15 protein-coding genes are annotated in these 23,738 nt (G+C 73.3%); 8 read left to right on the top strand and 7 right to left on the bottom strand.

The window, feature by feature from the left end; all coding sequences use genetic code 11:
• Positions 1 to 399: 399 nt before the first annotated feature.
• A complete protein-coding gene (locus AB0F62_RS07505) occupies positions 400 to 1,731 on the bottom strand; it encodes an MFS transporter (protein ID WP_361793233.1) in 1,332 nt (443 codons plus the stop codon).
• A 92-nt stretch (positions 1,732 to 1,823) separates the two neighbouring features.
• Entirely contained in the window at positions 1,824 to 3,812 is a 1,989-nt protein-coding gene (locus AB0F62_RS07500; protein ID WP_361793452.1) for a Xaa-Pro dipeptidyl-peptidase, read from the bottom strand.
• A gap of 308 nt (positions 3,813 to 4,120) precedes the next feature.
• Between AB0F62_RS07500 and AB0F62_RS07495 the strand changes: the two genes are divergently transcribed.
• From AB0F62_RS07495 to AB0F62_RS07470, 6 genes are all read left to right on the top strand, one after another.
• A complete protein-coding gene (locus AB0F62_RS07495) occupies positions 4,121 to 5,674 on the top strand; it encodes an alpha/beta hydrolase (RefSeq protein ID WP_361793230.1) in 1,554 nt (517 codons plus the stop codon).
• 78 nt (positions 5,675 to 5,752) lie between these two features.
• Positions 5,753 to 7,270 carry an alpha/beta hydrolase gene (locus AB0F62_RS07490; RefSeq protein WP_361793227.1) on the top strand — a complete coding sequence of 506 codons (1,518 nt, stop codon included), beginning with the start codon at positions 5,753 to 5,755 and terminating at the stop codon, positions 7,268 to 7,270.
• Positions 7,271 to 7,276: 6 nt separating this feature from the next.
• Positions 7,277 to 8,869 carry an alpha/beta hydrolase gene (locus AB0F62_RS07485; RefSeq protein ID WP_361793224.1) on the top strand — a complete coding sequence of 531 codons (1,593 nt, stop codon included), beginning with the start codon at positions 7,277 to 7,279 and terminating at the stop codon, positions 8,867 to 8,869.
• A gap of 27 nt (positions 8,870 to 8,896) precedes the next feature.
• Positions 8,897 to 10,474: an alpha/beta hydrolase gene (locus AB0F62_RS07480; RefSeq protein ID WP_361793221.1), complete on the top strand. Its 1,578-nt coding sequence runs from the start codon at positions 8,897 to 8,899 to the stop codon at positions 10,472 to 10,474.
• Between the two features lie 11 nt (positions 10,475 to 10,485).
• Positions 10,486 to 12,021, top strand: a complete 1,536-nt coding sequence (locus tag AB0F62_RS07475; RefSeq protein ID WP_361793218.1) for an alpha/beta hydrolase — start codon at positions 10,486 to 10,488, stop codon at positions 12,019 to 12,021.
• A 37-nt stretch (positions 12,022 to 12,058) separates the two neighbouring features.
• The gene (locus tag AB0F62_RS07470; protein ID WP_361793215.1) at positions 12,059 to 13,618 is read left to right on the top strand and encodes an alpha/beta hydrolase; all 1,560 of its coding nucleotides are present in this window, start codon (positions 12,059 to 12,061) and stop codon (positions 13,616 to 13,618) included.
• 60 nt (positions 13,619 to 13,678) lie between these two features.
• On the opposite strand, the gene AB0F62_RS07465 is transcribed toward AB0F62_RS07470, so the two are convergent.
• Together AB0F62_RS07465 and AB0F62_RS07460 are read right to left on the bottom strand one after the other, a co-directional pair.
• Positions 13,679 to 16,090: a Tex family protein gene (locus AB0F62_RS07465; RefSeq protein ID WP_361793212.1), complete on the bottom strand. Its 2,412-nt coding sequence runs from the start codon at positions 16,088 to 16,090 to the stop codon at positions 13,679 to 13,681.
• A 75-nt stretch (positions 16,091 to 16,165) separates the two neighbouring features.
• The gene (locus tag AB0F62_RS07460) at positions 16,166 to 16,708 is read right to left on the bottom strand and encodes a GNAT family N-acetyltransferase (RefSeq protein WP_361793209.1); all 543 of its coding nucleotides are present in this window, start codon (positions 16,706 to 16,708) and stop codon (positions 16,166 to 16,168) included.
• Between the two features lie 69 nt (positions 16,709 to 16,777).
• Between AB0F62_RS07460 and AB0F62_RS07455 the strand changes: the two genes are divergently transcribed.
• Positions 16,778 to 17,641: a DUF6528 family protein gene (locus AB0F62_RS07455; RefSeq protein ID WP_361793206.1), complete on the top strand. Its 864-nt coding sequence runs from the start codon at positions 16,778 to 16,780 to the stop codon at positions 17,639 to 17,641.
• Positions 17,642 to 17,775: 134 nt separating this feature from the next.
• Positions 17,776 to 18,780 carry an aldo/keto reductase family protein gene (locus AB0F62_RS07450; RefSeq protein ID WP_361793203.1) on the top strand — a complete coding sequence of 335 codons (1,005 nt, stop codon included), beginning with the start codon at positions 17,776 to 17,778 and terminating at the stop codon, positions 18,778 to 18,780.
• Positions 18,781 to 18,839: 59 nt separating this feature from the next.
• Here AB0F62_RS07450 and AB0F62_RS07445 read toward each other — a convergent pair whose 3' ends face one another.
• The 3 genes from AB0F62_RS07445 to AB0F62_RS07435 form a co-directional block, all read right to left on the bottom strand.
• Positions 18,840 to 20,798 carry a primary-amine oxidase gene (locus tag AB0F62_RS07445; RefSeq protein ID WP_361793200.1) on the bottom strand — a complete coding sequence of 653 codons (1,959 nt, stop codon included), beginning with the start codon at positions 20,796 to 20,798 and terminating at the stop codon, positions 18,840 to 18,842.
• Between the two features lie 104 nt (positions 20,799 to 20,902).
• The gene (locus tag AB0F62_RS07440) at positions 20,903 to 22,450 is read right to left on the bottom strand and encodes an APC family permease (RefSeq protein WP_361793197.1); all 1,548 of its coding nucleotides are present in this window, start codon (positions 22,448 to 22,450) and stop codon (positions 20,903 to 20,905) included.
• Between the two features lie 52 nt (positions 22,451 to 22,502).
• A complete protein-coding gene (locus AB0F62_RS07435; RefSeq protein WP_361793194.1) occupies positions 22,503 to 23,462 on the bottom strand; it encodes a hypothetical protein in 960 nt (319 codons plus the stop codon).
• Positions 23,463 to 23,738 lie beyond the last annotated feature (276 nt).

The following is a 23,738-nucleotide window of genomic DNA, read 5'->3' as shown; positions in this document are numbered from 1 at the left end:
CGTTCTGGACACTTACGTGTATTTGTTGTGCGGCACAGACGGCACAACAAGTACCGCCCGCCATGCACATAAATGTGCGGTCCAGAATGCCCAGCCCCGGAGGCCCCGACCCCGGCCCACCACACACGCGCGAGGCCCGCACCGATCGCGCCGGGCAATCGGGAGGGCGGGCGGGGAAAAACCCCACATCAACCACACCGCACCCGCACACGACAACGGAGGCACGCCGAGCCCCCTCGGGAAAGCCGCGCGCAGCGCCAGGTACGATCAAACCCGGCACTCCGCCGGAACCTCGCGGACGTGCCCCCGCCCCCCGTGTGCCCGACCGGGACGGGGCGGCGGCCGGGTCGCCGCCGGAAACCGCCACAGCGGGGCCGGGGCACTCGGCACCTCCTCCGCTCAGGCCCCCCGGTAGCGGGTGAACGCGGGGAACGCCGCCGCGAGGCCGAGCATCACGACCACCACGAGCACGCCCCCGACGGTGACCGCGCTCCGCGTGCCGAACGCCGAACCGGCCGTGCCGTGCAGGAGGTCGGCCAGCCGGGGGCCGCCCGCGACGACCACGGTGAAGACACCCTGCATTCGCCCGCGCATGTCGTCGGTCGCGGCCGACTGCAGGATGGCGCTGCGGAACACCATCGAGACCATGTCCGCGAATCCGGCCAGCGCCAGGAAGCCCGCGGCCCACCACAGGCTGCCGCTGAGCCCGAGTCCGGCGATCGCCGCGCCCCAGCCGCAGACCGCTATGACGACCATCAGGCCGTGCCGTTTCGCGCGGGAGAAGGTGCCCGAGAACAGTCCGCCGGCGACGGCGCCGATGGGGATGGCCGCGTACAGCAGGCCGAGCGCGAAGCCCTCGTCCCAGGAGGCGTACGTGGTGTCGGCGAGCTGCGGGAACAGGGCGCGCGGCATGCCGAAGACCATGGCGACGATGTCGGCGAGGAAGGACAGCAGCAGGATGCGCTGCGCGGTGATGTAGCGGAAGCCGGCGCCCACCTCGCGCCAGCCGCCGCGCCGGGCGACGGGCGTCCCGTTCGACTCCAGGGGCGGCAGCGCGGGCAGCCGCCATACCGCCCACACCGTCGCGGTGAGGGCGATCGCGTCGATGAGGTAGAGGTCGGCCAGGCCGATGACGGGTATCAGTACACCGGCCAGGAGCGGGCCGACGATCAGGCCGGTCTGCATGACGGTCGAGCCCAGCGCGATGGCGGCGGGCAGTTCCTCGGCGGGGACCAGGCGGGCGATGGCGGCGCTGCGCGCGGGGGCGTTCATGCCGGCCGCCGCCTGCTGGGCGGCGAGCAGCACCATGAGCAGCCAGACGGACTGCGCGCCCGCGAAGGCCTGCACCCAGAAGAGCAGCGAGGTGACGGCGATGGCGATGTTGGTGAACAGCATCAGCTTGCGGCGGTCCACGCTGTCGGCGACGGCCCCGCCCCACAGTGCGAAGATCACCAGCGGGACCAGCCCGGCGAGGCTGGAGTAGCCCACCCACGCGGACGAGCCGGTGATGTCGTAGATCTGCTTGGGCACGGCGACGGCGGTGAGCTGGCTGCCCACGGCGGTCACGGTGGTGGAGCTCCACAGGCGGCGGTAGGCGGGGTGGCGCAGCGGACGGGTGTCCATGAGCCAGCGCCGCCGGGCGCCGTGGTCTTCCGGGCCGGCCGCCGGGAGGCGGTCGGCGCCGGGTTCGTCGGCGGGGGCGTCCTCGGCGGTCTTCTTGGTGCTGTCCACGGGTGCTGTTGCTTCCTAGTACAACTATCGCTGACCCGCTGACACTACCCGCCCGCCTTCACCTCGCGTGAAGGCGGACGGGCAGGCCCAGGTCAGCGCCCCGCGGGTACGGTCCGGGCGTCCCCGGGAGGCGCGAGCGGGGCGTCGGCGGCGCGGTGCGCGGCGGCCGTGTGCGGGGTCGTGCCGCGGAGTCCGCGGGCTCCGCCCACGAGCGGGAGCAGGGCGTGCGAGCGGGCGAGGTCGATGGTGACGGTGGGGGTGGTGCCGGGGGGCTCGATCAGTCCGCCGTCGGTGCCCGCGACGATGAGCGCGAGCCGGTGCCCGGCCGGGACGACGTGGTCGGTCGCGCCCAGGGTGACGGTGACGGTGTAGGGCCGGCCCGGGACGAGCGGCCGCCCGTGCCGCGCGGAGGCGGCGTGCCCGAGATCGGCCCAGCCCCGGCTCACCACGGTGTGGGCGACGTCCACGGTGTCGGCCGCGGTGTCGAGGAAGCAGGGGCTGTCGCCCGCGGTGCCCTCTCCCCAGCAGGAGCGCGTGGCCAGGTTGACGATGCCCTCCTTCGCCGCGAGGAAGTCCCGGACGGTGTCCGGCCCGAGGTCGACCAGGACCGCCGACAGGTGGGCGCCGGTGGTGGAGGAGGACGCGGTGACGGTGACCTTTCCGGTGCCCGCCAGCCGCAGGTCGCGGGCGAGGGTGCCGGTGGTGAAGACGGTCTTGGAGGCGCTCGGGGTGTCCGCGCCGGCGGCCCAGTCCTCCTCCCACTCCTGCGGCGCGTCGGTGAAGGCCGCGGTGCTCCCGGGCAGGGCGGGGGCGGTGCTCAGGCTGCCCTGGCCCGGCGTGGCGCCGGGCCGCAGGCTCAGCGGCGTCCGCTCGGTGCCGGCCGGGGGCCACGCGCGGTCGGTGGTCCAGTGGTCGGGGCCGCGCTCGATGTCGGCCGCGGGCTCGCGCTCCACGCCGTTGCGGACGCCGAGCAGGTAGTGGTCGAACCAGCGGTGCAGGGTGGAGACCCACGGGCCGCGCCGGAAGTCGAACGGGTCGACGTGCCCGGTCTGCGACAGCCACACCTTCCGCTCCACGCCGTGCGCGGCCAGCGCGTTCCACCACTGGCCGAAGTGCTTGGTGCGGACGTTGAGGTCCTGCATGCCGTGGACGGCGAAGACGCTCGCGCGGACATTGCCCGCGTCCTTGGTGTAGTCGCGTTCGTTCCAGAACGCGGTCCAGTCGCCGCTGCGCGGCGCCCCGTCCACGATGCGCTGCTGCACGGCGGCGCAGCGGGCGCGGGCGGCCGGGCTCTCGACGTAGTCGGACAGCCAGTCGGGGCCGGAGTCGTAGAGGGCGGCGCCCTGCTGGAAGTAGTAGTCGTACCAGGAGCTGATGGCGCTGATCGGCACGATCGTGCGCAGGCCGCGCACGCCGGTCGCGGCGACGCCGTTGGCGATGGTGCCGTCCCAGCTCTTGCCGATCATGCCGACGTCGCCGGTGGACCAGCGGGCGCTCGCGGGCTGCGTGCCGGTGCGGGAGGTGTAGGCCCTGGCCCGGCCGTTCAGCCAGTCGATCACGGCCTTGGCGGAGCCGATGTCGGAGCGGCCGCCCACGTCCACGCAGCCGTCGGAGCGGTTGGTGCCGGCCAGGTCCACCAGGACGACGGCGTAGCCGCGCGGGACGAAGTAGTTGTCGTAGTACAACGGGGCCTGGATCATGCGGCCTTGGTCGTCGTAGGTCTTCAACTGGCCCTCGTTGCCGCGCCCGCAGCACGAGTAGTAGGGACTCGCGTCCATGATCACCGGCACCTTGCGGCCGACGGCGGCGGGTTCGCGGGGACGCACGATGTCGGCGGCGACGCGGTCGCCGCGGCCGTCGCCGTCGTCGTCGCGGCCCGTGTCGACCCAGACCGCCTCGCGGATGGCGTCGGCGTACGAGTAGTCGGGCCGGCTCAGTCCGTCTCTCACCGTCCCCGCGGCGTGCGCGGCCTGCACGGCGGTCGCCGGGAGGAGGACGGCGGCGAGGGCGGCGATCACGGCCGCCACGAGGGAGGTGGTCCGTATGCGGATGCGGTCGGTGCGGGGGCGGGTGGCGCGCATGGGTGAAGGCACGCGCGGACGGTAGCCGCGGCGTGGCGTGGGGGACCAGAGCGATACCGGTCAACTTGCGTGCGCTTTCGCGCACTTGTGATGGGCTTCGCGGCGGGGGCGACCCGGCGGGTTCACGCGTTCGGCCCAGCCGGACGGTCACCCGCGCACGATCTGTGATGACCTGGTTACGCAAGCAGGAGGCGGGCCGGAGGCATCGCCGCTCCCCGGCGGGACGCGGCGCCCGGGCCCGCCGTGCGGCCGCTCACCGATGCCGACCAGCCCCGCGTCTCGCAACGGGCGGAAACGGAGGCGTGGCGATGGACGCTGTCCCGGCCACGGGCCGAATACCCCGGCGCGTGCCACGCGGCGCGCTCGCGGTGCTGGTCACCTTCGGGCTGCTGCTCACCGCGTGCACCGCCACCACCCACCTGCGGCGGACCACCGCGCCGGCTCCCGCCGGAGCGGCCTCCCCCGCGGCCGCCCCGCCTGCCGCGTTGCGGCCTTACTACGAACAGGTTTTGCGCTGGAAGCCGTGCCACGACCCGTCGTTCCAGTGCGCGCGCCTGAGGGTGCCGCGGGACTACGCGCACCCGAAGGCGGGGGACATCACCCTGGCGGCGATGCGCAGGAAGGCGACCGGGAACGGCGCCGCGCGCATCGGGTCGCTCCAGATCAATCCCGGCGGCCCGGGCTCCTCCGCCATCGAGGACCTGCGGGACTTCGCGGACGTCTACCCCCCGGCCCTGCGCGCCGCGTACGACCTGGTGGCGGTCGACCCGCGCGGCGTCGGACTCAGCACCCCGGTGGACTGCGACAGCGGCACCTCCGCGACCGCCGCGACACGCGGAGCGGCCGCTTCGGACGCGGCGGTCATCGACGCCTGGGCCGCCCACCACGCGGAGGTCGCCGCCGGCTGCGCGAAGCACGCCGGGCCGCTGCTGCCCCACGTCGGCACCCTCGACGCCGCCCGGGACATGGACGTCACGCGCGCCCTCCTGGGCGACGACCGCCTGTACTTCCTCGGCTTCTCCTACGGCACCTATCTCGGCGCCACCTACGCCGAGCTCTTCCCCACCCGGGTGGGCCGCATGGTCCTCGACGGCGCGGTCGACCCGGCCATGGACGGCCATCACGCCTACCTGAACCAGGCACGCGGATACCAGGTCGCCTGGGAGTCCTTCGCCGCCGACTGCGCCACCCGTCCCGACTGCCCCGTCGGCCGCTCCGTTCAGGAGGCCGGCCGCACGCTGGACACCCTGGTCGACGCCCTCGACCGCGCCCCGGTGCGGCGGGGCAAGGACGTCCTCCTCGACGGCGAGGCCCTCCTCGGCGCGATCGTCGACGTGCTCCGCACCGCCGACTGGAGTGAGCTGCGCACCGCGCTCGGCGGGCTGCGGACCGGTGACACCACGGCCCTGCAGCGACTGGCCGGCGGTGACGAGGAGGCCGAGCCCGGCAACGAGTCCATGACGGCGGTCAACTGCCTGAGCACCGCGCTCGAACCGCGGTCCTCTCCCGCGCGGACGCTGGCCGCACTGCCCGAATTCGAGCGGGTCTCGCCCCAGTTCGGGGCGTTCTACAACGAGGACCTCTCGACGTGCGCCCACTGGCCGGCCCCGCCGACCCAGGTCCCGCACCGCATCACCGCGGCCGGTGCCCCGCCGATCCTCGTCCTCGGCACCACCCGCGACCCCGCCACCCCCTACGACCAGGCCCAGGCACTCGCCCGACAGCTGTCCTCCGGACGCCTCCTCACCTGGGACGGCGACGGACACACCGCCTACCAGCGCGGCAGCGCCTGTGTGGACACCGCTGTCGACGACTACCTCCTCCACGGCCGACCCCCGGCCGACGGCACCGCCTGCGACTGACACGCAGACGCCCACCTCGACGAACCCGCGACCCGATCCCGACCAGCCGCGCCCCGCGCGGCACAGAAAGGCGTGGTCATGACCCCCTCTCGGCACAGGCTCCACGGCGCCCTCGCCGTACTCGCCACCTGCGGGCTGCTGCTCACGGCATGCGCGGCGGGCGACCTCCGGCAGACGGTCCACCTGGTGCCGGCCGGAGGCGCGGCCCCCGCCGTCCCGGCCGAACTGGGGCGCTACTACGAGCAGAAGCTCGACTGGGAGACCTGTGCCGGGGTGCCGTCGTTCCAGTGCGGAACCATCAAGGTGCCGCTGGACTACGCCCGTCCGCAGGCGGGTGACATCACTCTGGCCGCGATACGCCAGAAGGCCACCGGGAACGGCGCCACGCGCATCGGGTCGCTCCAGATGAACCCCGGTGGACCGGGAGTCTCCGCGATCGACTACCTCCTGAGCAGTGCCGACTCCTTCTCGCCCGCCGTGCGCGCCGCATACGACCTCGTCGCGGTCGACCCGCGCGGCGTCGGCGCCAGCACCCTCGTGGACTGCGACGCCGCAGCGCCCGCGACGGCGTCCGGTCAGGTGGCGCGCAGGGCGGACATCGACGAATCGGCCGCGGTCTTCGCGGAGGTCGCGGCCGAATGCGGGCGCCACGCGGGGCGGTTGCTGCCCCATGTGGGCACCGTGGACGCGGCCCGGGACATGGACGTCGTACGCGCCCTCCTGGGCGACGACCGCCTCCACTACCTGGGCTTCTCCTACGGCACCTACCTCGGCGCCACCTACGCCGAACTCTTCCCCACCTACATCGGGCGCATGGTCCTCGACGGCGCCATCGACCCCGCCCTCGACGGATACGGCTACACACTCGGCCAGGCGCGCGGCTACCAGATCGCCTGGGAGTCCTTCGCCCGCGAGTGCGCCACCCGCCCGGACTGCCCCGTCGGCCACTCCGTCCAGGAGGCCGGCCGCACCCTGAACGCCCTGGTGGCAGAGCTGAACCGCACCCCCCTGAAGCAGGGCAAGGACGTCGTCGTCAACGGCGACGCCTTCCTCAACGCGGTGATCGTCGGACTCAGGACTCCGGACTGGGAGACGCTGCGCGCCGCGCTCGGGGAGGTGCGGGCGGGTGACACCGCGGCGGTACAGGCGCTGGTGGGAACCGACGGGAACGAGAATCCGGGCGACCAGTCGTACTACGCGGTGTCCTGCCTGAGTTCCACGCTCGGTACGTGGTCCACCGTCGCGCAGGCGCGGGCGGCCCTGCCGGAATTCCTCCGCGTCACCCCCCAGTTCGGCGAAAGCTACGCCGCGACCCTTCCCATGTGCACCGACTGGCCCGCCCGACCGAACCAGTCCCCGCACCGCATCACCGCGGCCGGTGCCCCGCCGATCGTGGTCGTGGGCACGCTGCGCGATCCGGCCACCCCGTACACCTGGGCCCAGGCACTCGCCCGACAGCTCTCCTCCGGACGCCTCCTCACCTGGGACGGCGACGGACACACCGCCTACCACCGGGGCAGCACCTGCGTCGAGAGCGCCATCGACGGCTATCTGACGGACGGACGGCTCCCGTCCGCCGGCACGGTCTGCGTCTGACGGGCGATGACCTCGGTGCGGGCCCCGGGCCGGACCTCCAGGTGGCGGCGGCGTTGCGCGGCCGGGCTGCTCGGCGGCTGCCTGGTCCTGACGGCCTGTTCGCCCCAGCGCCCGCCGCAGTCCGCGAACGCGGTGCGGTCCGCCCCGGCGGTGCCGTCCCTGCTCTCGGTGCCGACCGTGCCGTCCGTGCCCTCGGTACCGTCCCCGTCCGCGGCACCGTCCCCCTCCGCGACCTCCGCCGGGCCGCCGGACCTGGCGCGCTACCAGCGGCAGAGGCTCGACTGGCGGCCCTGCGAGGAGAGGGCGTCGTTCCAGTGCACCACCGTGACGGTGCCCCTGGACTACGACCGCCCGGCGGCGGGCGACATCCGGCTGGCCGCCGTCCGCCTCCGGGCCGGCGGGCCCCGCAGCGCGCGCATCGGCTCCCTGCTGCTGAATCCCGGCGGGCCCGGCGTGTCGGCGATCGACGACCTGATGTCCTTCGCCGACGGCTTCTCCCCCGCCCTGCGCGCCGCGTACGACCTGGTCGGCATCGACCCCCGGGGCGTGGGACGCAGCACCCCGGTGGACTGCCCGACCGGTGCCCCGCCGCCCGGCGACGGGACCCGAGCCGGTCCCGTCGCCGACGGCCCGGAGCCGGCGTTCGCGCTGATCGCCACGGCCTGCGCACGCCACGTGGGCCGTCTGCTGCCGCACGTCGGCACCCCCGACGCCGCCCGGGACATGGACCTCGTACGCGGGCTCCTCGGGGACGACCGCCTGCACTTCCTCGGCTACTCCTACGGGACGTATCTCGGCGCGACCTACGCCGAGCTCTTCCCCACCCGCGTCGGCCGCATGGTCCTCGACGGCGCCATCGACCCCGACATGGACGCCTACCGGGCCACCCTCGGCATGGCGCGCGGCTACCAGATCGCCTGGGAGTCTTTCGCGGCGGACTGCGCCACCCGCCCCGACTGCCCCGTCGGCCACTCCGTCCAGGAGGCGGGCCGCACCCTGGACACCCTGGTCCGGGAGCTCGACCGGGATGCCGCCCGCTCCGGCGACGAACTCCTCACGGCGGTCACCTCGGGGCTCTCGGCACCGGCGTGGGACGCCCTGCGCGTCCTGCTCCACGAGGTTCGAACGGGTGGCGCGGGCACCCTGCGGCGGCTGCTCGGCACCGACGAGGACGCGGACTCGGGTGATCAGTCCCTGACGGCGATCAACTGCCTGAGCTCCGCGCTCGGACCGCGGTCGACCGCCGCCCAGACACGGGCGGCGCTGCCCGAATTCCGCCGCCTGGCGCCCCAGTTCGGCGCGTACTACGCCGGATTCCTTCCGATGTGCGCCCACTGGCCGGCCCGGCCGACCCAGGTCCCGCACCGCATCACCGCACGCGGCACCCCGCCGATCCTCGTCGTCGGCACCACCCGCGATCCCGCCACACCGTACGACCAGGCCCGGGCACTCGCCCGGCAACTCTCCGCCGGCCGGCTCCTCACCCGGGACGGCGACGGACACACCGCCTACCAGCAGGGCAGCCGCTGCGTCGACACATCCGTCGACGACTACCTCCTCGACGGGCGGCTCCCACCGGAAGACACCGTCTGCGACTGACGGCACCACTCCCAGAAAGGCACGGCGATGGACGCTGTCCGACACACCGGCCATGGACGACGCGGAACGGGACGACGCGGCGCGGTCGCCCTGCTGAGCACCTGCGCGCTGCTGGCGACCGCCTGTGCGTCCCTCGACGCCGGGCACGCACCCGCCGCGACCCGGTTGGCGCCGGACGGCGCCGCGCCCGCGGAAGCCGTACCACCCGGACTCGCCCGCTACTACGGGCAGAAGCTCCACTGGAAGCCCTGCGCCGACCAGCCGTCCTTCCAGTGCACGACCCTGAAGGCACCGCTGGACTACGCCCACCCCGAGGCGGGCGACATCTCGCTGGCCGCCACGCGCATGAAGTCCACCGGAACCGGCGCGGAGCGCATCGGCTCCCTGCTGTACAACCCCGGCGGACCCGGCGAGTCCGCCGTCAGCGGGCTGTGGGGCCTCGGCCCCGCCTTCTCCTCCGGGGTGCGCGCCGCCTACGACCTGGTCGCCGTCGACCCGCGCGGGGTCGGCGACAGCACCCCGGTGGAGTGCGACGCCGACGCGTCCGCCGGCCTCCCCGAGTCCGGTCCGGCAGCCGTCGCCGGGCTGTCGGACTTCACGGTCCTGGACGAGGAGCGCGAGGAGATCGCCGAGACGTGCCGGCTGGGCGCGGGAAGGCTGCTGCCCCACGTCGGCACCCCGGACGCGGCACGGGACATGGACCTGATGCGCGCCCTCGTCGGGGACGGCCGGCTGCACTTCCTCGGCTTCTCCTACGGCACCTATCTCGGGGCCACTTACGCCGAACTCTTCCCCTCGCACGTGGGCCGCATGGTCCTCGACGGGGGGATGGACCCCGCGCTCGACGGCTACCACCGCATGCTGAACTCCGCGCGGGGATACCAGGTGGCATGGGAGTCCTTCGCCGCGGACTGCGCCACCCGAGCCGACTGCCCCGTCGGTCGTTCCGTGGCGGAGGCCGACCGCGCCCTCGACGCCCTGGTGGCCGATCTCGACCGGAACCCGCTGCGGGAGGGCAAGGACATCACCTTCACCGGCGACGACCTCCTCCGCGTCGTCTCGGACGCGTTGCGGGCGCCGGACTGGGAGCAACTGCGTGCGGGGTTGCGTGAGGCGGCCTCCGCCGGTGACACCGTCTCCCTGCAGAAGCTCTCCGGTGCGGCCCAGGAGGAGTCCGGCTCCGGCTACGAGTGGTACACGGCGGTGAGTTGCCTGAGCGGCATGCTCGGCCCGCGGTACACCCCGGCGCAGACCGAGGCTGCCCTCCCGGCGTTCCGTCGCGCCTCACCGCAGTTCTGGACGTACTACATCGATTTCCTCACCCTGTGCAGGCACTGGCCGGCCGGCCCGAGCCAGCCCTCGCACGCCATCACCGCACCCGGAGCCCCGCCGATCCTGGTCGTCGGCACCACCCGCGACCCGGCGACCCCCTACGCCTGGTCCCAAGCGCTCGCCCGCGAGTTGTCCTCCGCCCGGCTCCTCACCTGGGACGGCGACGGGCACACCGCCTACATACAGCCCGAGGGAAGCGCATGCGTCGACAACGCTGTCGACCGCTATCTGCTGAGTGGCCAACTCCCGCCCGCCGGCACGGTCTGCCACTGAGCGGGGGACCGATGACCACCACCCGGACGACCGCGGGATCCGGCGGGACCGGCCTTCGCCGCACCGTGGCCCTGTGGGGTGCGTGCGGCCTGCTGCTGACCGCCTGCGCCACCGGGGGACGGAACGACCCCGCGGCCGGCGACGTGCCGGCGGAGCTGCTGCCCTACTACCGGCAGACGCTCCACTGGGAGACCTGCCCGGACCGGCCCGCGTTCCAGTGCGCCACCCTCAAGGCGCCCCTGGACTACGCCCGTCCCGAGGCGGGTGACATCCGGCTCGGCGCCATCCGCGAACGGGCCACCGGAGACGGGGCCGAGCGGATCGGGTCGCTGCTGTTCAACCCCGGCGGGCCCGGCGGGTCCGCGATCGACGACCTGGTGTCCTACACCGGGCTCTTCTCCCCCGCCATGCGCGCCGCCTACGACCTGGTCGCGGTCGACCCACGCGGCGTGGGACGCAGCACCCCGGTGATCTGCCCCGAGGACACCGCCGCCACCCTCCCCGAGTCGGAGGAAAGGGAGTTCGAGGACTTCGACGCCGAGTCGGCGCGGACGGCCGCCGCCTGCGGCAAACACGCCGGACGGCTGCTGCCCCATGTCGGCACCCTGGACACGGCTCGCGACCTGGACGTCGTGCGCGCGCTGCTGGGCGACGAGCGACTGCACTTCCTCGGCTACTCCTACGGCACCTACCTGGGCGCCACCTACGCCGAACTCTTCCCGGCCCGCGTCGGACGGCTGGTGCTCGACGGCGCCCTCGACCCCACCCTGGACGGATACCACTTCTATCTGGGCCAGATACACGGCTACCAGGTGGCGTGGGAGGCCTTCGCCGCCCACTGCGCCACCCTCCCCGACTGTCCCGTCGGCCGCTCCGTGACCGAGACGAACCGCACGCTGGACACGATGGCCGACATCCTTGATCGCGCCCCGCTGCGCCAGGGAAAGGACATCACCATCACGGGGGGCGATCTCCTCGCCGCGGTGATGAACACGCTGAACCCCGCGGCATGGGATGTGCTACGGCAACTGCTGGGCGACGTGCGGGCCGGGGACGGCGCGCTCCTGCAGCGGTTCCTCGACGAGGACACCACGGTCCCGGGTGACCAGTCGTACGCGGCGATCTCGTGCCTGAGCTCCCCGCTCGGACCGCGGCTCACCGCCGCCCAGGCGAAGGCCTCGCTGCCCGAATTCCTGCGGGCCTCGCCCCAGTTCGGCGCCCTCTACGCCGTACAACTCCCCCGATGCGCCCACTGGCCGGCCATGCCGAACCAGCCGTCGCATCCCATCGCCGCCCACGGAAGCGCCCCGATCCTCGTCGTCGGCACCACCCGCGACCCGGCGACCCCGTACGTCTGGGCCCGGGCACTCGCCGGGCAACTCGACTCGGGCCGGCTCCTCACGCTGGACGGGGACGGCCACGGCGCCTACCTGCTCGCCGCCGACACCTGCGTCGACGGCGCCGTCGACCGCTACTTCCTCCTCGGCCTGCTCCCGCCCGCGGGAGAGGTCTGCCGCTCCGCGCCCGGCGGCAGGACCTCCGGGTGAACCCGGACCGCTGCCGACACCACAGAAAGGCACCACGATGACCACTCGTCCCCGACGACCACCGCGCAGCACGGCAGCCGCGCTGAGTGCCTGCGGTCTGCTGCTGGCCTCCTGTGCCGCCGTGGGTCCGTACGAACCCCCCGCCGCGACGGGGGTCGTCCCGCCCGGCGCCGCCGCCGTGCCCCCGGAACTGCGGCGCTACTACGAGCAGCCGCTCCGCTGGGAGCCGTGCGAGGACGCGGCCGGGTTCCAGTGCGCCACGGTCAAGGCCCCCCTGGACTACGACCGCCCCGCAGCGGGCGACGTCCTGCTGACCGTCGCACGCAGGAAGGCGACGGGGACGGACGCGACGCGGATCGGCTCGCTGCTGTACAACCCCGGCGGCCCCGGGATGTCCGCCGTCACCGGCCTGGCGGACCTCGCCGACGCCTTTCCCCCCGACGTTCGCGCCGCCTACGACCTGGTGGCGGTCGACCCGCGCGGGGTCGGCGACAGCACCCCGGTCGACTGCGCGACCGACTCGCCCATGACCGTCTCCGGCTCCGGCATGATCACCAGCACGGTGCCCGCCGAATTCGGCGACGCGTTCGCGGAGTACCGGGATCTCGCCGCGGCATGCGAGCGGCACGCCGGACGGCTGCTACCGCACGTCGGCACCATGGACACGGCCCGCGACATGGACGTGGTGCGCGCGCTGCTCGGCGACGACCGGCTGAACTACCTCGGCCACTCCTACGGCACCTACCTGGGCGCCACCTACGCCGAGCTCTTCCCCTCCCGGGTCGGACGCATGGTCCTCGACGGCGCGGTCGATCCCTCCCTCGACGCATATGGGACCTACCTCGCGCAGGCGCACGGCTACCAGGTCGCGTGGGAGGCCTTCGCCGCGGACTGCGCCACCCTCCCCGACTGTCCCGTCGGGCACTCCGTCGCGGAGGCCGCCCGCACTCTCGACACCCTGGTGGCGGACCTGAACACCTCACCCCTGAAGCTGGGCAAGGACACCACCGTCACCGGCGACGCCTTCATCGACGTGGTCATCACGGCGCTGCTCGGCGCCGCATGGGACGACCTGCGCGAGACACTGCGGCTCGTGATGACCCGTGACGGCACCGCGTTGCAGCCGGAGGACGGCGCCGTGGAGGAGGATCCCGGCGTCGAGGAGGATCCCGGCGTGGCGCTCCAGTCGTTCCTGGCGGTCGACTGCCTCTCTGCCACCCGAGGACCCCGGTTGTCCGCCGCGCAGGCGGAAGCGGCGCTCCCCGAGTATCTGCGGGCCTCACCCCAGTTCGGCCGCGCCTATGCGACGCAATTGACGCGGTGCGCCTCCTGGCCGGTGCCGCCGAACCAGTTCCCGCACCGCGTCACCGCGAGCGGCGCCGCGCCGATCCTGGTCGTCGGCACCACCGGCGACCCGGCGACCCCCTACGACCAGGCCCGCGCCCTGGCCGGCCAGTTGGCCTCGGGGAGGCTGCTGACCCACGACGGCGAAGGGCACGGCGCCTACATCATCGCCGGCAACACCTGCGTCGACGCCGCGGTCGACCGCTATCTGATCGACGGCCGGCTCCCGGCCGCCGGGACCGTCTGCGCCTGAACGAAAGCGAGGCGCGCCTCCCCGACTCCCGCGGGGAAGCGCGCCTCGTCGTACAAGCCGTCAGCCGCGGCGGCGGTTTCCGCCGCCGTTGCCGCCGCCGTTACCGCCGCCGAGGCCCTTGTCCAGACCGGCCCGGCGGAGGGCGTCGGCCATGGCGCCGCCGGCGGCCGGACGGTCGCGCTCGCGGTCGCGGTCGCCGCCGCGGGACTGGCGGGGCGCGTTGCCGCCGCGGCGGTCGGGGCGGGGGCCGCGCTCCTGGCGGCCGCCGCCGGCGGCGTTGCCCTTGGGCGCGCCCGCCTCGTCCTCCAGGCGGAGGGTGAGGGAGACGCGCTTGCGCGGGATGTCGACGTCGAGGACCTTGACGCGGACGATGTCGCCGGGCTTCACCACCTCGCGGGGGTCGCTGACGAAGTTCCTGGACATCGCCGAGACGTGCACGAGCCCGTCCTGGTGGACGCCGACGTCCACGAAGGCGCCGAAGGCCGCGACATTGGTGACCACGCCCTCGAGGATCATGCCGGGCTTGAGGTGCTTGAGTTCCTCGACGCCCTCCTTGAAGACCGCGGTCTTGAAGGCGGGCCGCGGGTCGCGGCCCGGCTTCTCCAGTTCGGCGAGGATGTCGGTGACCGTCGGCAGACCGAAGGTGTCGTCCACGAACTCCTGCGGCCGCAGCCCGCGCAGCACCGAGGTGTTGCCGACGAGCGCCTTGATGTCGGTGCCCGCCGCCGTGCTCATCCGCCGGACCACGGGGTAGGACTCGGGGTGCACGCTGGAGGCGTCCAGGGGATCGTCGCCGTCGGGGATGCGGAGGAAGCCGGCGCACTGCTCGTACGCCTTCGGGCCGAGCCGGGCCACGTCCTTGAGCGCGGTGCGCCTGCGGAACGGGCCGTTGGCATCGCGGTGGGCGACGATGTTGGCGGCCAGGCCCTCGGTGATGCCGGAGACACGGCGCAACAGCGGCACGGAGGCGGTGTTGACGTCGACGCCGACGCCGTTCACGCAGTCCTCGACCACCGCGTCCAGGGAGCGCGACAGCTTCACCTCGGACAGGTCGTGCTGGTACTGGCCGACGCCGATCGACTTGGGGTCGATCTTGACGAGTTCGGCGAGCGGGTCCTGGAGGCGGCGGGCGATGGAGACGGCGCCGCGCAGCGACACGTCGAGCTCGGGGAGTTCGGCGGAGGCGTAGGCGGAGGCGGAGTAGACCGAGGCGCCCGCCTCGGACACCACGGCCTTGGTGAGGCCCAGTTCCGGGTGCCGCTTGATCAGGTCCGCGGCGAGCTTGTCCGTCTCACGGGAGGCGGTGCCGTTGCCGATGGCGACGAGATCCACCTTGTGCGCGGCGGCGATCCGCGCCAGCGTCGCGATGGAGGCGTCCCACTGGTTGCGCGGCACGTGCGGGTAGATGGTGTCGGTGGCGACCACCTTGCCCGTCGCGTCGACCACGGCCACCTTGACGCCGGTGCGGAAGCCCGGGTCCAGGCCCATGGTGGCGCGCGTGCCGGCGGGGGCGGCGAGCAGCAGGTCGCGCAGGTTGGCGGCGAAGACCCGGACCGCCTCGTCCTCGGCGTCCTGGCGCAGCTGGACGCGCAGGTCGAGGCCGAGCCGCACGAGGAAGCGGGTGCGCCAGGCCCAGCGCACGCTGTCGCCGAGCCACTTGTCGGCGGGGCGGCCGCGGTCGGCGATGCCGAAGTGGTGGGCGATCTTGCGCTCGAAGGTGGAGGGGCCCTCCTCGGCCGGCTCCTCGGGCTCCATGGAGAGGTCGAGGACCTCCTCCTTCTCGCCGCGCAGCATGGCGAGCACACGGTGCGAGGGGAGCTTGGTGAACGGCTCGGCGAAGTCGAAGTAGTCCGCGAACTTCGCGCCCTCCTCCTCCTTGCCCTCGCGCACCTTGGCGACGAGCCGGCCCCGCTCCCACATCCGGGTGCGGAGTTCGCCGACGAGGTCGGCGTCCTCGGACCACCGCTCGGTGAGGATCGCCCGGGCGCCCTCCAGCGCCGCCGCGGCGTCGGCGACGCCCTTGTCGGCGTCGACGAAGCCGGCGGCCTCGGCCTGCGGGTCCAGGGACGGATCACCGGCGAGGCGGTCGGCGAGCGGCTCCAGGCCGGCCTCGCGGGCGATCTGCGCCTTGGTGCGGCGCTTGGGCTTGAAGGGCAGGTAGATGTCCTCCAGGCGGGCCTTGGAGTCGGCGGCGAGGATCTGCGCCTTCAGTGCGTCGTCGAGCTTGCCCTGGGATTCGACGGACTCCAGGATCGCGGCCCGCCGCTCGTCCAGTTCGCGCAGGTAGCGCAGGCGCTCCTCCAGGGTGCGCAGCTGGGCGTCGTCGAGACCGTCCGTCGCCTCCTTGCGGTACCGGGCCACGAACGGCACGGTCGCGCCGCCGTCGAGCAGCCCGACGGCCGCGTGGACCTGTCCTTCCCGTACGCCGAGTTCCTCGGCGATCCTGCGCTCGACCGAGACCGTTGTCGTCACGATGTGCGACCTGCTTTCTGGCTGGACTACCGGTGCATTATTGCGGAGCCCGGCCGCCCGGCCGCGAGGCTGGGTCTATGCCGCGCCGGAGTCCGGGCCGAGACGCTTCTCGAACCAGTGGTCGGCGTGGCGTTCGCCGTTGTAGTCGGCGATCTCGTGGTAGCCGAGCTTCACGTACAGCGCCCGTGCCTCGACCAGGTCGGCCCGGGTGTCCAGGCGGATCACGTCCGCGTCCAGGTGATCGCGTGCCGCGCGCTCCGCGGCCCCGACCAGCAGTGCGGCCCCGCCGGTGCGGCGGGCCGCCGGGGCGACCCAGACACGGCGGAGTTCGGCGACGCCGGGGGCGAGGAGGCGGACGCCCGCGCAGCCGGCCGGGCGGCCCCCGTGGCGGCCGACGAGGAAGCACCCGGAGGCGCCGGCGAGGTCGTCACTGGTGTCCTCGGTGAGCAGGTCGTCGATCTCCCCCGGGGTCATCGGCCTGTCGTAGTAGCGGCTGACGATGTCGTCGTAGTACCTCCACAGCAGGTCCTTCGAGACGGCGTCGTCAACGGCGAGCGGGGCGATCTCCCATACGGGCGAAGCGTGGACGTTCGGTCGCGGTACGGTCACGCGGCCCATCCTGGCAGGGTGGTCCGTCGCTATCCTCCGATTATTCGTTGGCACATCAACGACATACGGGGGCAGGACATGACGCGGTACGCCGCGCGCACGAGCCATCCCATCGCCACCGCCGACCAGGCCACGAACGGCGTCCTGGTCTTCGATCCCGACGCCGCGGACTGGTCCCGGGGCGCCGCCGTCACGTGGCGCTGGAGCGCGCCCGGCGGAGCGGGCACGAGCTGGCAGCACCTGTCGGACGTGCGGCTGCGCAGGACGCGGGAGTACGGCCGGGTCGTGCTCGTGGCCGCGTCCGGTGGCCGGGCGGCGATGGTGCGCGAGGACACGGGGGCGATCGTGTGGCAGACGATCACTCCGGCCGACAGCCCGTACGCGATCGAGCGGATCCCGGGCGGCGTGATCGTGGTGGCCTCCGGTGCGCCGGGCCGGCTGCGGCTGTACGCGGGCGCGGGGCGGACCGCGCCGTTCCGCACCGTCCCGCTGCCGAGGGCGCGCGGGGTGCTGTACGACCCGGAGCACGAGGCACTGTGGGCGATCGGCGCCGGGCGCCTGGTGCGCTTCGCGCTGTCCGGCCGGGGTGCGGCCACGACGCTGACCGAGCACAGCGTGGTGCGCTTCGAGGGCGAGGGCCGCGATCTCCAGCCGGTGTACGGCGACCCGGGGTCGCTGTGGTTCACGGACACCTACGGGGTCTACCGGCTGGACGTCGCCGCCCGCAGATACCGGCAGGTGGACGGCTCGAACGGCGTGAGCGCGTACACCAACCAGCCGGCGGGGACCCGTATCCGGGCCCGGTCGGAGGCGGCCGGGCCGCGCGGCTGGGGCGGGCCGACGATCGACTTCCTCGGGGCCGACGGGACGCCCGCGTACTCGCGGACCCGCCCCGGCGCGGAGTTCGCCACGGTGCGCCTGTGGACCCCGGACTTCCGCTGAGGCGGGCCGCCACCGGGGCCGGTGGCGGCCCGGGGACCGGCTCCTCGGAACGGCTCACGGGCATGGAATGATCGAAGGAAGGTGCCCATGGCACCTATTTTCGCCACGTACACGCCAACGGAGGCTTCACTCCCATGGAATACCGCCATCTCGGCCGCAGCGGTCTGGTCATCAGCGAGATCGCGTACGGCAACTGGCTCACCCACGGCTCGCAGGTGGAGGCGGACGCCGCCACGGCGTGCGTGCGCGCCGCGCTGGACGCCGGCATCACCACCTTCGACACCGCCGACGTCTACGCCGGGACCCGGGCCGAGTCGGTCCTCGGCGACGCGCTGAAGGGCGAGCGCCGCGAGGGCGTCGAGATCTTCACCAAGGTCTTCTGGCCGACCGGTCCGGGCCGCAACGACCGCGGGCTGTCGCGCAAGCACATCATGGAGTCGATCGCCGGCTCCCTGCGCCGCCTGCAGACCGACTACGTGGACCTCTACCAGGCGCACCGCTACGACGTGGACACCCCGCTCGAGGAGACGATGGAGGCGTTCGCCGACGTCGTCCACTCGGGCAAGGCCCTCTACATCGGCGTCTCGGAGTGGCCCGCCGAGCAGATCCGGCGCGCCCACGCGATGGCGCGGGAGCTGCGCATCCAGCTGGTGTCGAACCAGCCGCAGTACAACGCCCTGTGGCGGATCATCGAGGGCGAGGTCGTCCCGACCTGCGAGGAACTGGGCATGGGCCAGGTCGTCTTCTCGCCGATCGCGCAGGGTGTGCTGACCGGCAAGTACCGCCGGGGCCAGGAGCCGCCGGCGGGCTCGCGGGCCACCGACGAGAAGGGCGGCGCCGGCATGATCGGCCGGTGGCTGCGCGACGACGTGCTCGACGCCGTCCAGCAGCTCCAGCCGCTCGCCGCCGAGGCCGGGCTGTCCCTGGCCCAGCTGGCGGTGGCGTGGGTGCTGCAGAACTCCAACGTCTCGGCGGCCATCGTCGGCGCCTCGCGCCCCGAGCAGGTCGCGGAGAACGCCAAGGCGGCGGGCGTCGTCCTGGAGAAGGAGCTGATGGCGCGCATCGAGGAGATCCTGGAGCCGGTCGCCGAGACCGACCCCAAGCGGGTCCACGACAACGTCCCTCCGCACCGCTCCTGAGCCCTCGCGTCCCGGCCCCGCGGTCCGTGCGGACCGCGGGGCCGGGACGTGGGCGCTCGTCAGGCGGTGTGGCAGTGGCCCTCGCCCCGCGGGGTCTCCTTGGGGAGGTCGAGCGAGGGGTTGCGGTCGAAGAAGCCGGTCGGCTTGAGCGTGAATCCGCTGTGGTCGACGGGCATGACCGGCCACTCCTCCAGCCGCGGCAGGTGGGTGGGTCCGAAGGTGTGCCAGACGGTCAGCTCGGTGTCCTCCAGCGACTCGCCCGCCTCGGTCCAGCGGGGCAGCCCGGCGCCGCCGGCGTTCTGGTTGGGGTAGTCGCCCGCGGGGAAGCGCCGCTCGGGCCGGTAGCGGGTCACCCACACGTGCTTGGTGCCGTAGGCCATGCGCCGGGCGACCGCCGAGTCCGGCTGGGCGAGGACGACCGGCCCCGGCTGCGGGACCAGGGTGTAGGCGACGGGCTTGCCCATGCGGTTGGCGGAACCGGGGTTGGTGATCCGCCAGCGGCGGCCGGCGAGCGGGTCGGCGAGGCGGCCGCCCTCGGCGCTGTCGGCGACGGTGGTGACGCGGGTGGTGAAGACGTTGCCGTTGGGGTTGTCCGGCCCGCTCGGGACGGGGACGACGTCCACCTCCTCGACGGTGTTGGCGTGGCCGTCGACGGCGGCGTCCAGCCGTACGCAGAACAGGTGCTGGTGGAACGGGGCGAGCAGGCCGGGTGCGACCTCCGTACCGACGGCGTCGGCGGTGCCCGGCTCGACGGCGGAGGTCTGCACGATGCCGGTGGACTTGGCCTCGAAGCCGATCGTGCCGTCCTGGTAGAAGTACCAGTAGAAGCCGTAGTCGTAGTTGCCGACGGTGGCGATGTAGGAGACGACCAGCCGGCGCGAGCGGCGGCTGTCGGCGGCCATCTCGTTGAAGATGTCCGTGTGCTTCCACAGGAGGCCGTAGTCCTCCTCGTGGATGCAGATGGCGTTGGGCAGCGTCTCGGGGTTGCCGAGGTCGTCGGAGAGGACGGCGTCGAGGTAGGCGATCTCGCCGAGGCAGTCGCAGCCGAGCTTCAGGGCGTTGGCGTTGCGGCCGAGCGAGTACTCGCCCGCGTCGAGGAAGGCGACCCAGTTGCGGTCGTCGCCGGGCTCGGCGTAGGCGACGGCCATCTCGGCGAGCGAGGCGCGGTGCAGGACGGGACGGACGCGGTCGCCGTCCTCGTAGCCGATCTGGTGCAGGACCAGGCCCTCGCGTCCGTTGAAGTCGATGCGGAAGCGCCACTTCTGCCACCGCATCAGGCGGCCGGTGAGGGCGAAGGACGGCCCCTCGGGCTGGGTGATCTCCAGCGGCCGCAGGTCGGTGCGGGCCGGGCCGTTGAACTCGGCCTCGTAGCGGCCGCATTCGGACGGGATCGGCACGGCCCCGGTGTCGATGAGGCGGACGACCTTCCGCTCGATCACGTCGACGTCGGCGACGAGCCCGGCGACCGGGTGCGCCCAGGGGCTGTCGGAGGCGTTGCAGCGCAGCCAGGTGAGGGAGCGCATGAGGCGGGCGCCGGGCCGGTCCTCGAAGCGCAGCGGTCCCGCTCCGAGGGGGGCGGCGACGGCGAGGTCGAGGTCGGTGACGCCGCGTTCGGCCATGGCCTTGCGCCAGCCGGGGTCGGCCTTCACGACCTGCTCCACGATCTCGTACTCCTCGAAGGTGACCGGGGGCTGGCCCTCCTCCGCGGTGTCGAGCTCGCGGTACGCGACGACGGCGCCCGCGGTGACGTCGACCAGGGCCTCGGCGGCGGCGCCGGTGGCCGAGTCGAGAAGGGTGACGCGCAGCCGGCGGACCACGGGGTCCCCGTCGCGGTGGGCGTCGGCGGCGTGCCGGTCGGGCTCGTCGAGGAGGACGAGGGGGAAGCGGGTCGCGTCGGTGACCCTGCCCTCCTCGGTGAGGATGCGGCGGGCGGCGGATATCTCGTCGGCGCTCAGCGGGTCGAGGGGGTGGGGCGCGGCGGACGCGGCGTCGGCGTCGGTGTGGCAGCAGGAGGACATCGGGGCAACCCTCTTGTCGGCGTTGGTCGTTGCGCTGTGGGGCGCTACGGACATGGAACCGGCCCGCCGCTCCCCCGGCCAGGGGTGCGGCGGGCCGGTCGGGTTCAGGAGGCGGAGGTCTCCGCGTCGGCGTCGGCCACGGCCTCGCGCGCCTGCTCGATCCGGAACGCCTCGTTGCCGAGGCCGATGCGGGCGTGCACCTCGGGACGGGTGGCCCGCAGGACCGCGCCGTACACCAGGCCGCCGACGACGGCGGCGGCGATGATACCCGGCAGGACCCAGGACACGGCGGAGCCGTCGCCGGCGACCAGGACGTCGAAGTCCTTGACGGCGTAGACCATGATGACCAGGAGCGCGACGCCGGCGAGGACGGAGGCCGCGATCCGCGGCGCCTGGGCGCGGGCGGCGCCCCGCTTGGCGAAGAAGGCGATGACGGCGAAGGACGTGGTCGCCAGCAGCACGATGATGCCGAGGGCGCCGACGTTGCCGAACCAGGTGAACAGCTTGAGCACAGGCGCGGTCGGGTCGTGGTCGGCCGCCGCGCTGCCGTCGGTGACGGCGAAGGCGATCACGAACACAAGGGAGACCAGCGTCTGCAGCAGCGAACCCAGTGCGGGTGCACCGCTGTTGGGGTTGGTGCGGCCGAAGGCGGCGGGCAGCAGGCCCTCACGGCCCATCGCGAAGGCGTAGCGGGCCACCACGTTGTGGAAGCTGAGCAGGCAGGCGAACATGCCGGTCACGTAGAGCACGTGCAGCACGTCGGTGAACGTGGTTCCGATGATCGACTCGCTGAGGCCGAAGAGGAGTCCGGGGCCCTGCTCCTGTGCCTGGGGGACGATCTGCGACGGGCCGGCCGCGATGCTCAGCGCCCAGGAGCTGATGGCGAAGAAGACCGCGACGAAGATCACCGCGAGGAAGGTCACCCGGGGCACGACGACCTGCGGGCGGCTGGTCTCCTCGGCGTAGACGGGCGACTGCTCGAAGCCGACGAAGCTGGCGATGCAGAAGCACAGGGCGGTGCCCAGGCCCGCGCCGCTGAGGGTGCTCGGGTCGAAGGCGTGCAGCGACAGGCCCTCTTCGGAGGGGTTGCCGATGGCGGCGACGTCGAAGATGACGACGAGGGCGACCTCGATCAGCAGCAGGACGCCGAGGACCTTCGCGTTGAGGTCGATCTTGAGCCAGCCGAGCGCGCCGACCAGGAGGACACCGACAACGGCCGGGATCCACCAGGCGACGGTGATGTCGAGGTAGGTCTCGAACAGACCGGAGATCTCGAAGCCCAACAGGCCGAAGAGCGCGAACTGCATCGCGCTGTAGGACACCAGGGCGACGAGCGACGCCCCGGCGCCGGCGGTGCCGCCCAGTCCGCGGGCGATGTAGGCGTAGAAGGCACCGGCGTTGTGGACGTGACGGCTCATCTCGGCGTATCCCACGCTGAAGAGGATGAGCACCACGCCCAGGATCACGAACAGCAGCGGCTGGCCGACGATGCCCATGACCCCGTAGGTCGTAGGCATGACACCGGCCACGACCATCAGTGGCGCGCTCGCGGCGACCACGGACAGCAGCAGGCCCGCCGGGCCGAGGCGGTCGGCGCGCAGGGCTCTTTCCTCGCCCTTGAATGTGCTGATCCCGGAATTGCCCGTCAGCATGGGGTTTCCTTCCTTCTGGGGTGGGTGTGCTGGTGCGTCATGAGGGCGGGCCCTACGGGGAGCCGGGGCCGAGCACGGCCTCCCGCGCGGCGCGGAAGGCCTTCTTGGGATCGCGGTCCGGATAGGCCCACGGAACACGGGTGGCGTAGCCGCCGATCCGGTTGAACAGGGCCGCGGCCTCGGCGGCGCGGCCCTGCAGGTACTGCGCGTGGACGAGGAAGTTGAGGTCGAGGTAGAGCCGCGGGTGCTCCGCGCCCTCCCACTCCAGCCACCAGTCGAAGCCCCGCTTGAGCGACTGTTTGGCCCGCCAGCCCTGCCAGTGTCCGGAGGCCTGCGGGTCGCCGGGCAGTTCCCCGGCCGCGGCGAGGACGCGGTACAGCTCGGCGTGGGCCACGACCGGCAGTACGGCCAGCGACGATCCGGCGGGCGCTTCGCCGGCGGCCCAGTCGGCGAACTCGTACACCTCGTGGAAGGGTCCGCCGTCGGAGCCGGCCTGCGGGCGTTCGGCGAGGCAGGCTGCCATCAGGTGGTGACCGTGGTGGTGGGCGCGGTGCCGGCCCCGGACCTGGTCGAAGGCGCGCATCTGCTCGTCGTCGCTGCCCGTGTGGCGGGCCAGGATCAGCAGGCAGAGCCACGGGGTGGGATCGGCCGGGGTCAGCGCGGCGGCGGTGAGGCAGGCCTCACGGGCCCGTTCGGGCTTGTCCTTGCCGGCGACGGCGCGGAACACGGTGGCGCAGGCCAGCAGCGCGGCGGCGTCGGAGCTGTCGGGTTCGGCGAGCTGCCATTCGCGGGCCCAGGTGGAGCTGGCACCGCCCTCCCCGAGGACGACCAGGCGGTGGCCGCGGCGGTCCCAGTCGTCGCCGGTCTCGGCGAGCAGGGTGCGGGCGGCGGTCCAGCGCCCCTGGGCGAGGGCCGCGCGGGCGTCGGCCAGCGACTCGTCGTCCAGGGCAGGGTCGAACCGCAGGTCGTCCCGTGAACGGGAGAAACCGAACGGGGGTGGAGGAGGAGTCATCCTCGGGGTGCCTCCACGGCGCGCACGTGATGTCCGGCCCGGGGCGGGGCTTCCCGTTCGGCGTCCGGTGATCAGTTGATCACACAAAGCCAACCGGTATGAACAGGTCCACTTCAAGTCCGGGCCTGTTGTCTCGATGTAGTCCCGCACACACGTCCGAGTCCCGGCCGGTGCCGCCAAAGGGGCGCCGGACGCCCGGCGGGACACGGATCGGCACGGATCGCGCCGATCGCCTGCGCGGCACGACCCTCGCCTGATATTCGAACGTACGAGTAT

It is taken from the genome of Streptomyces sp. NPDC026673 (genome assembly GCF_040638135.1).
Taxonomy (GTDB): domain Bacteria; phylum Actinomycetota; class Actinomycetes; order Streptomycetales; family Streptomycetaceae; genus Actinacidiphila.
This window is presented reverse-complemented; position numbering and strand designations above follow the sequence as displayed.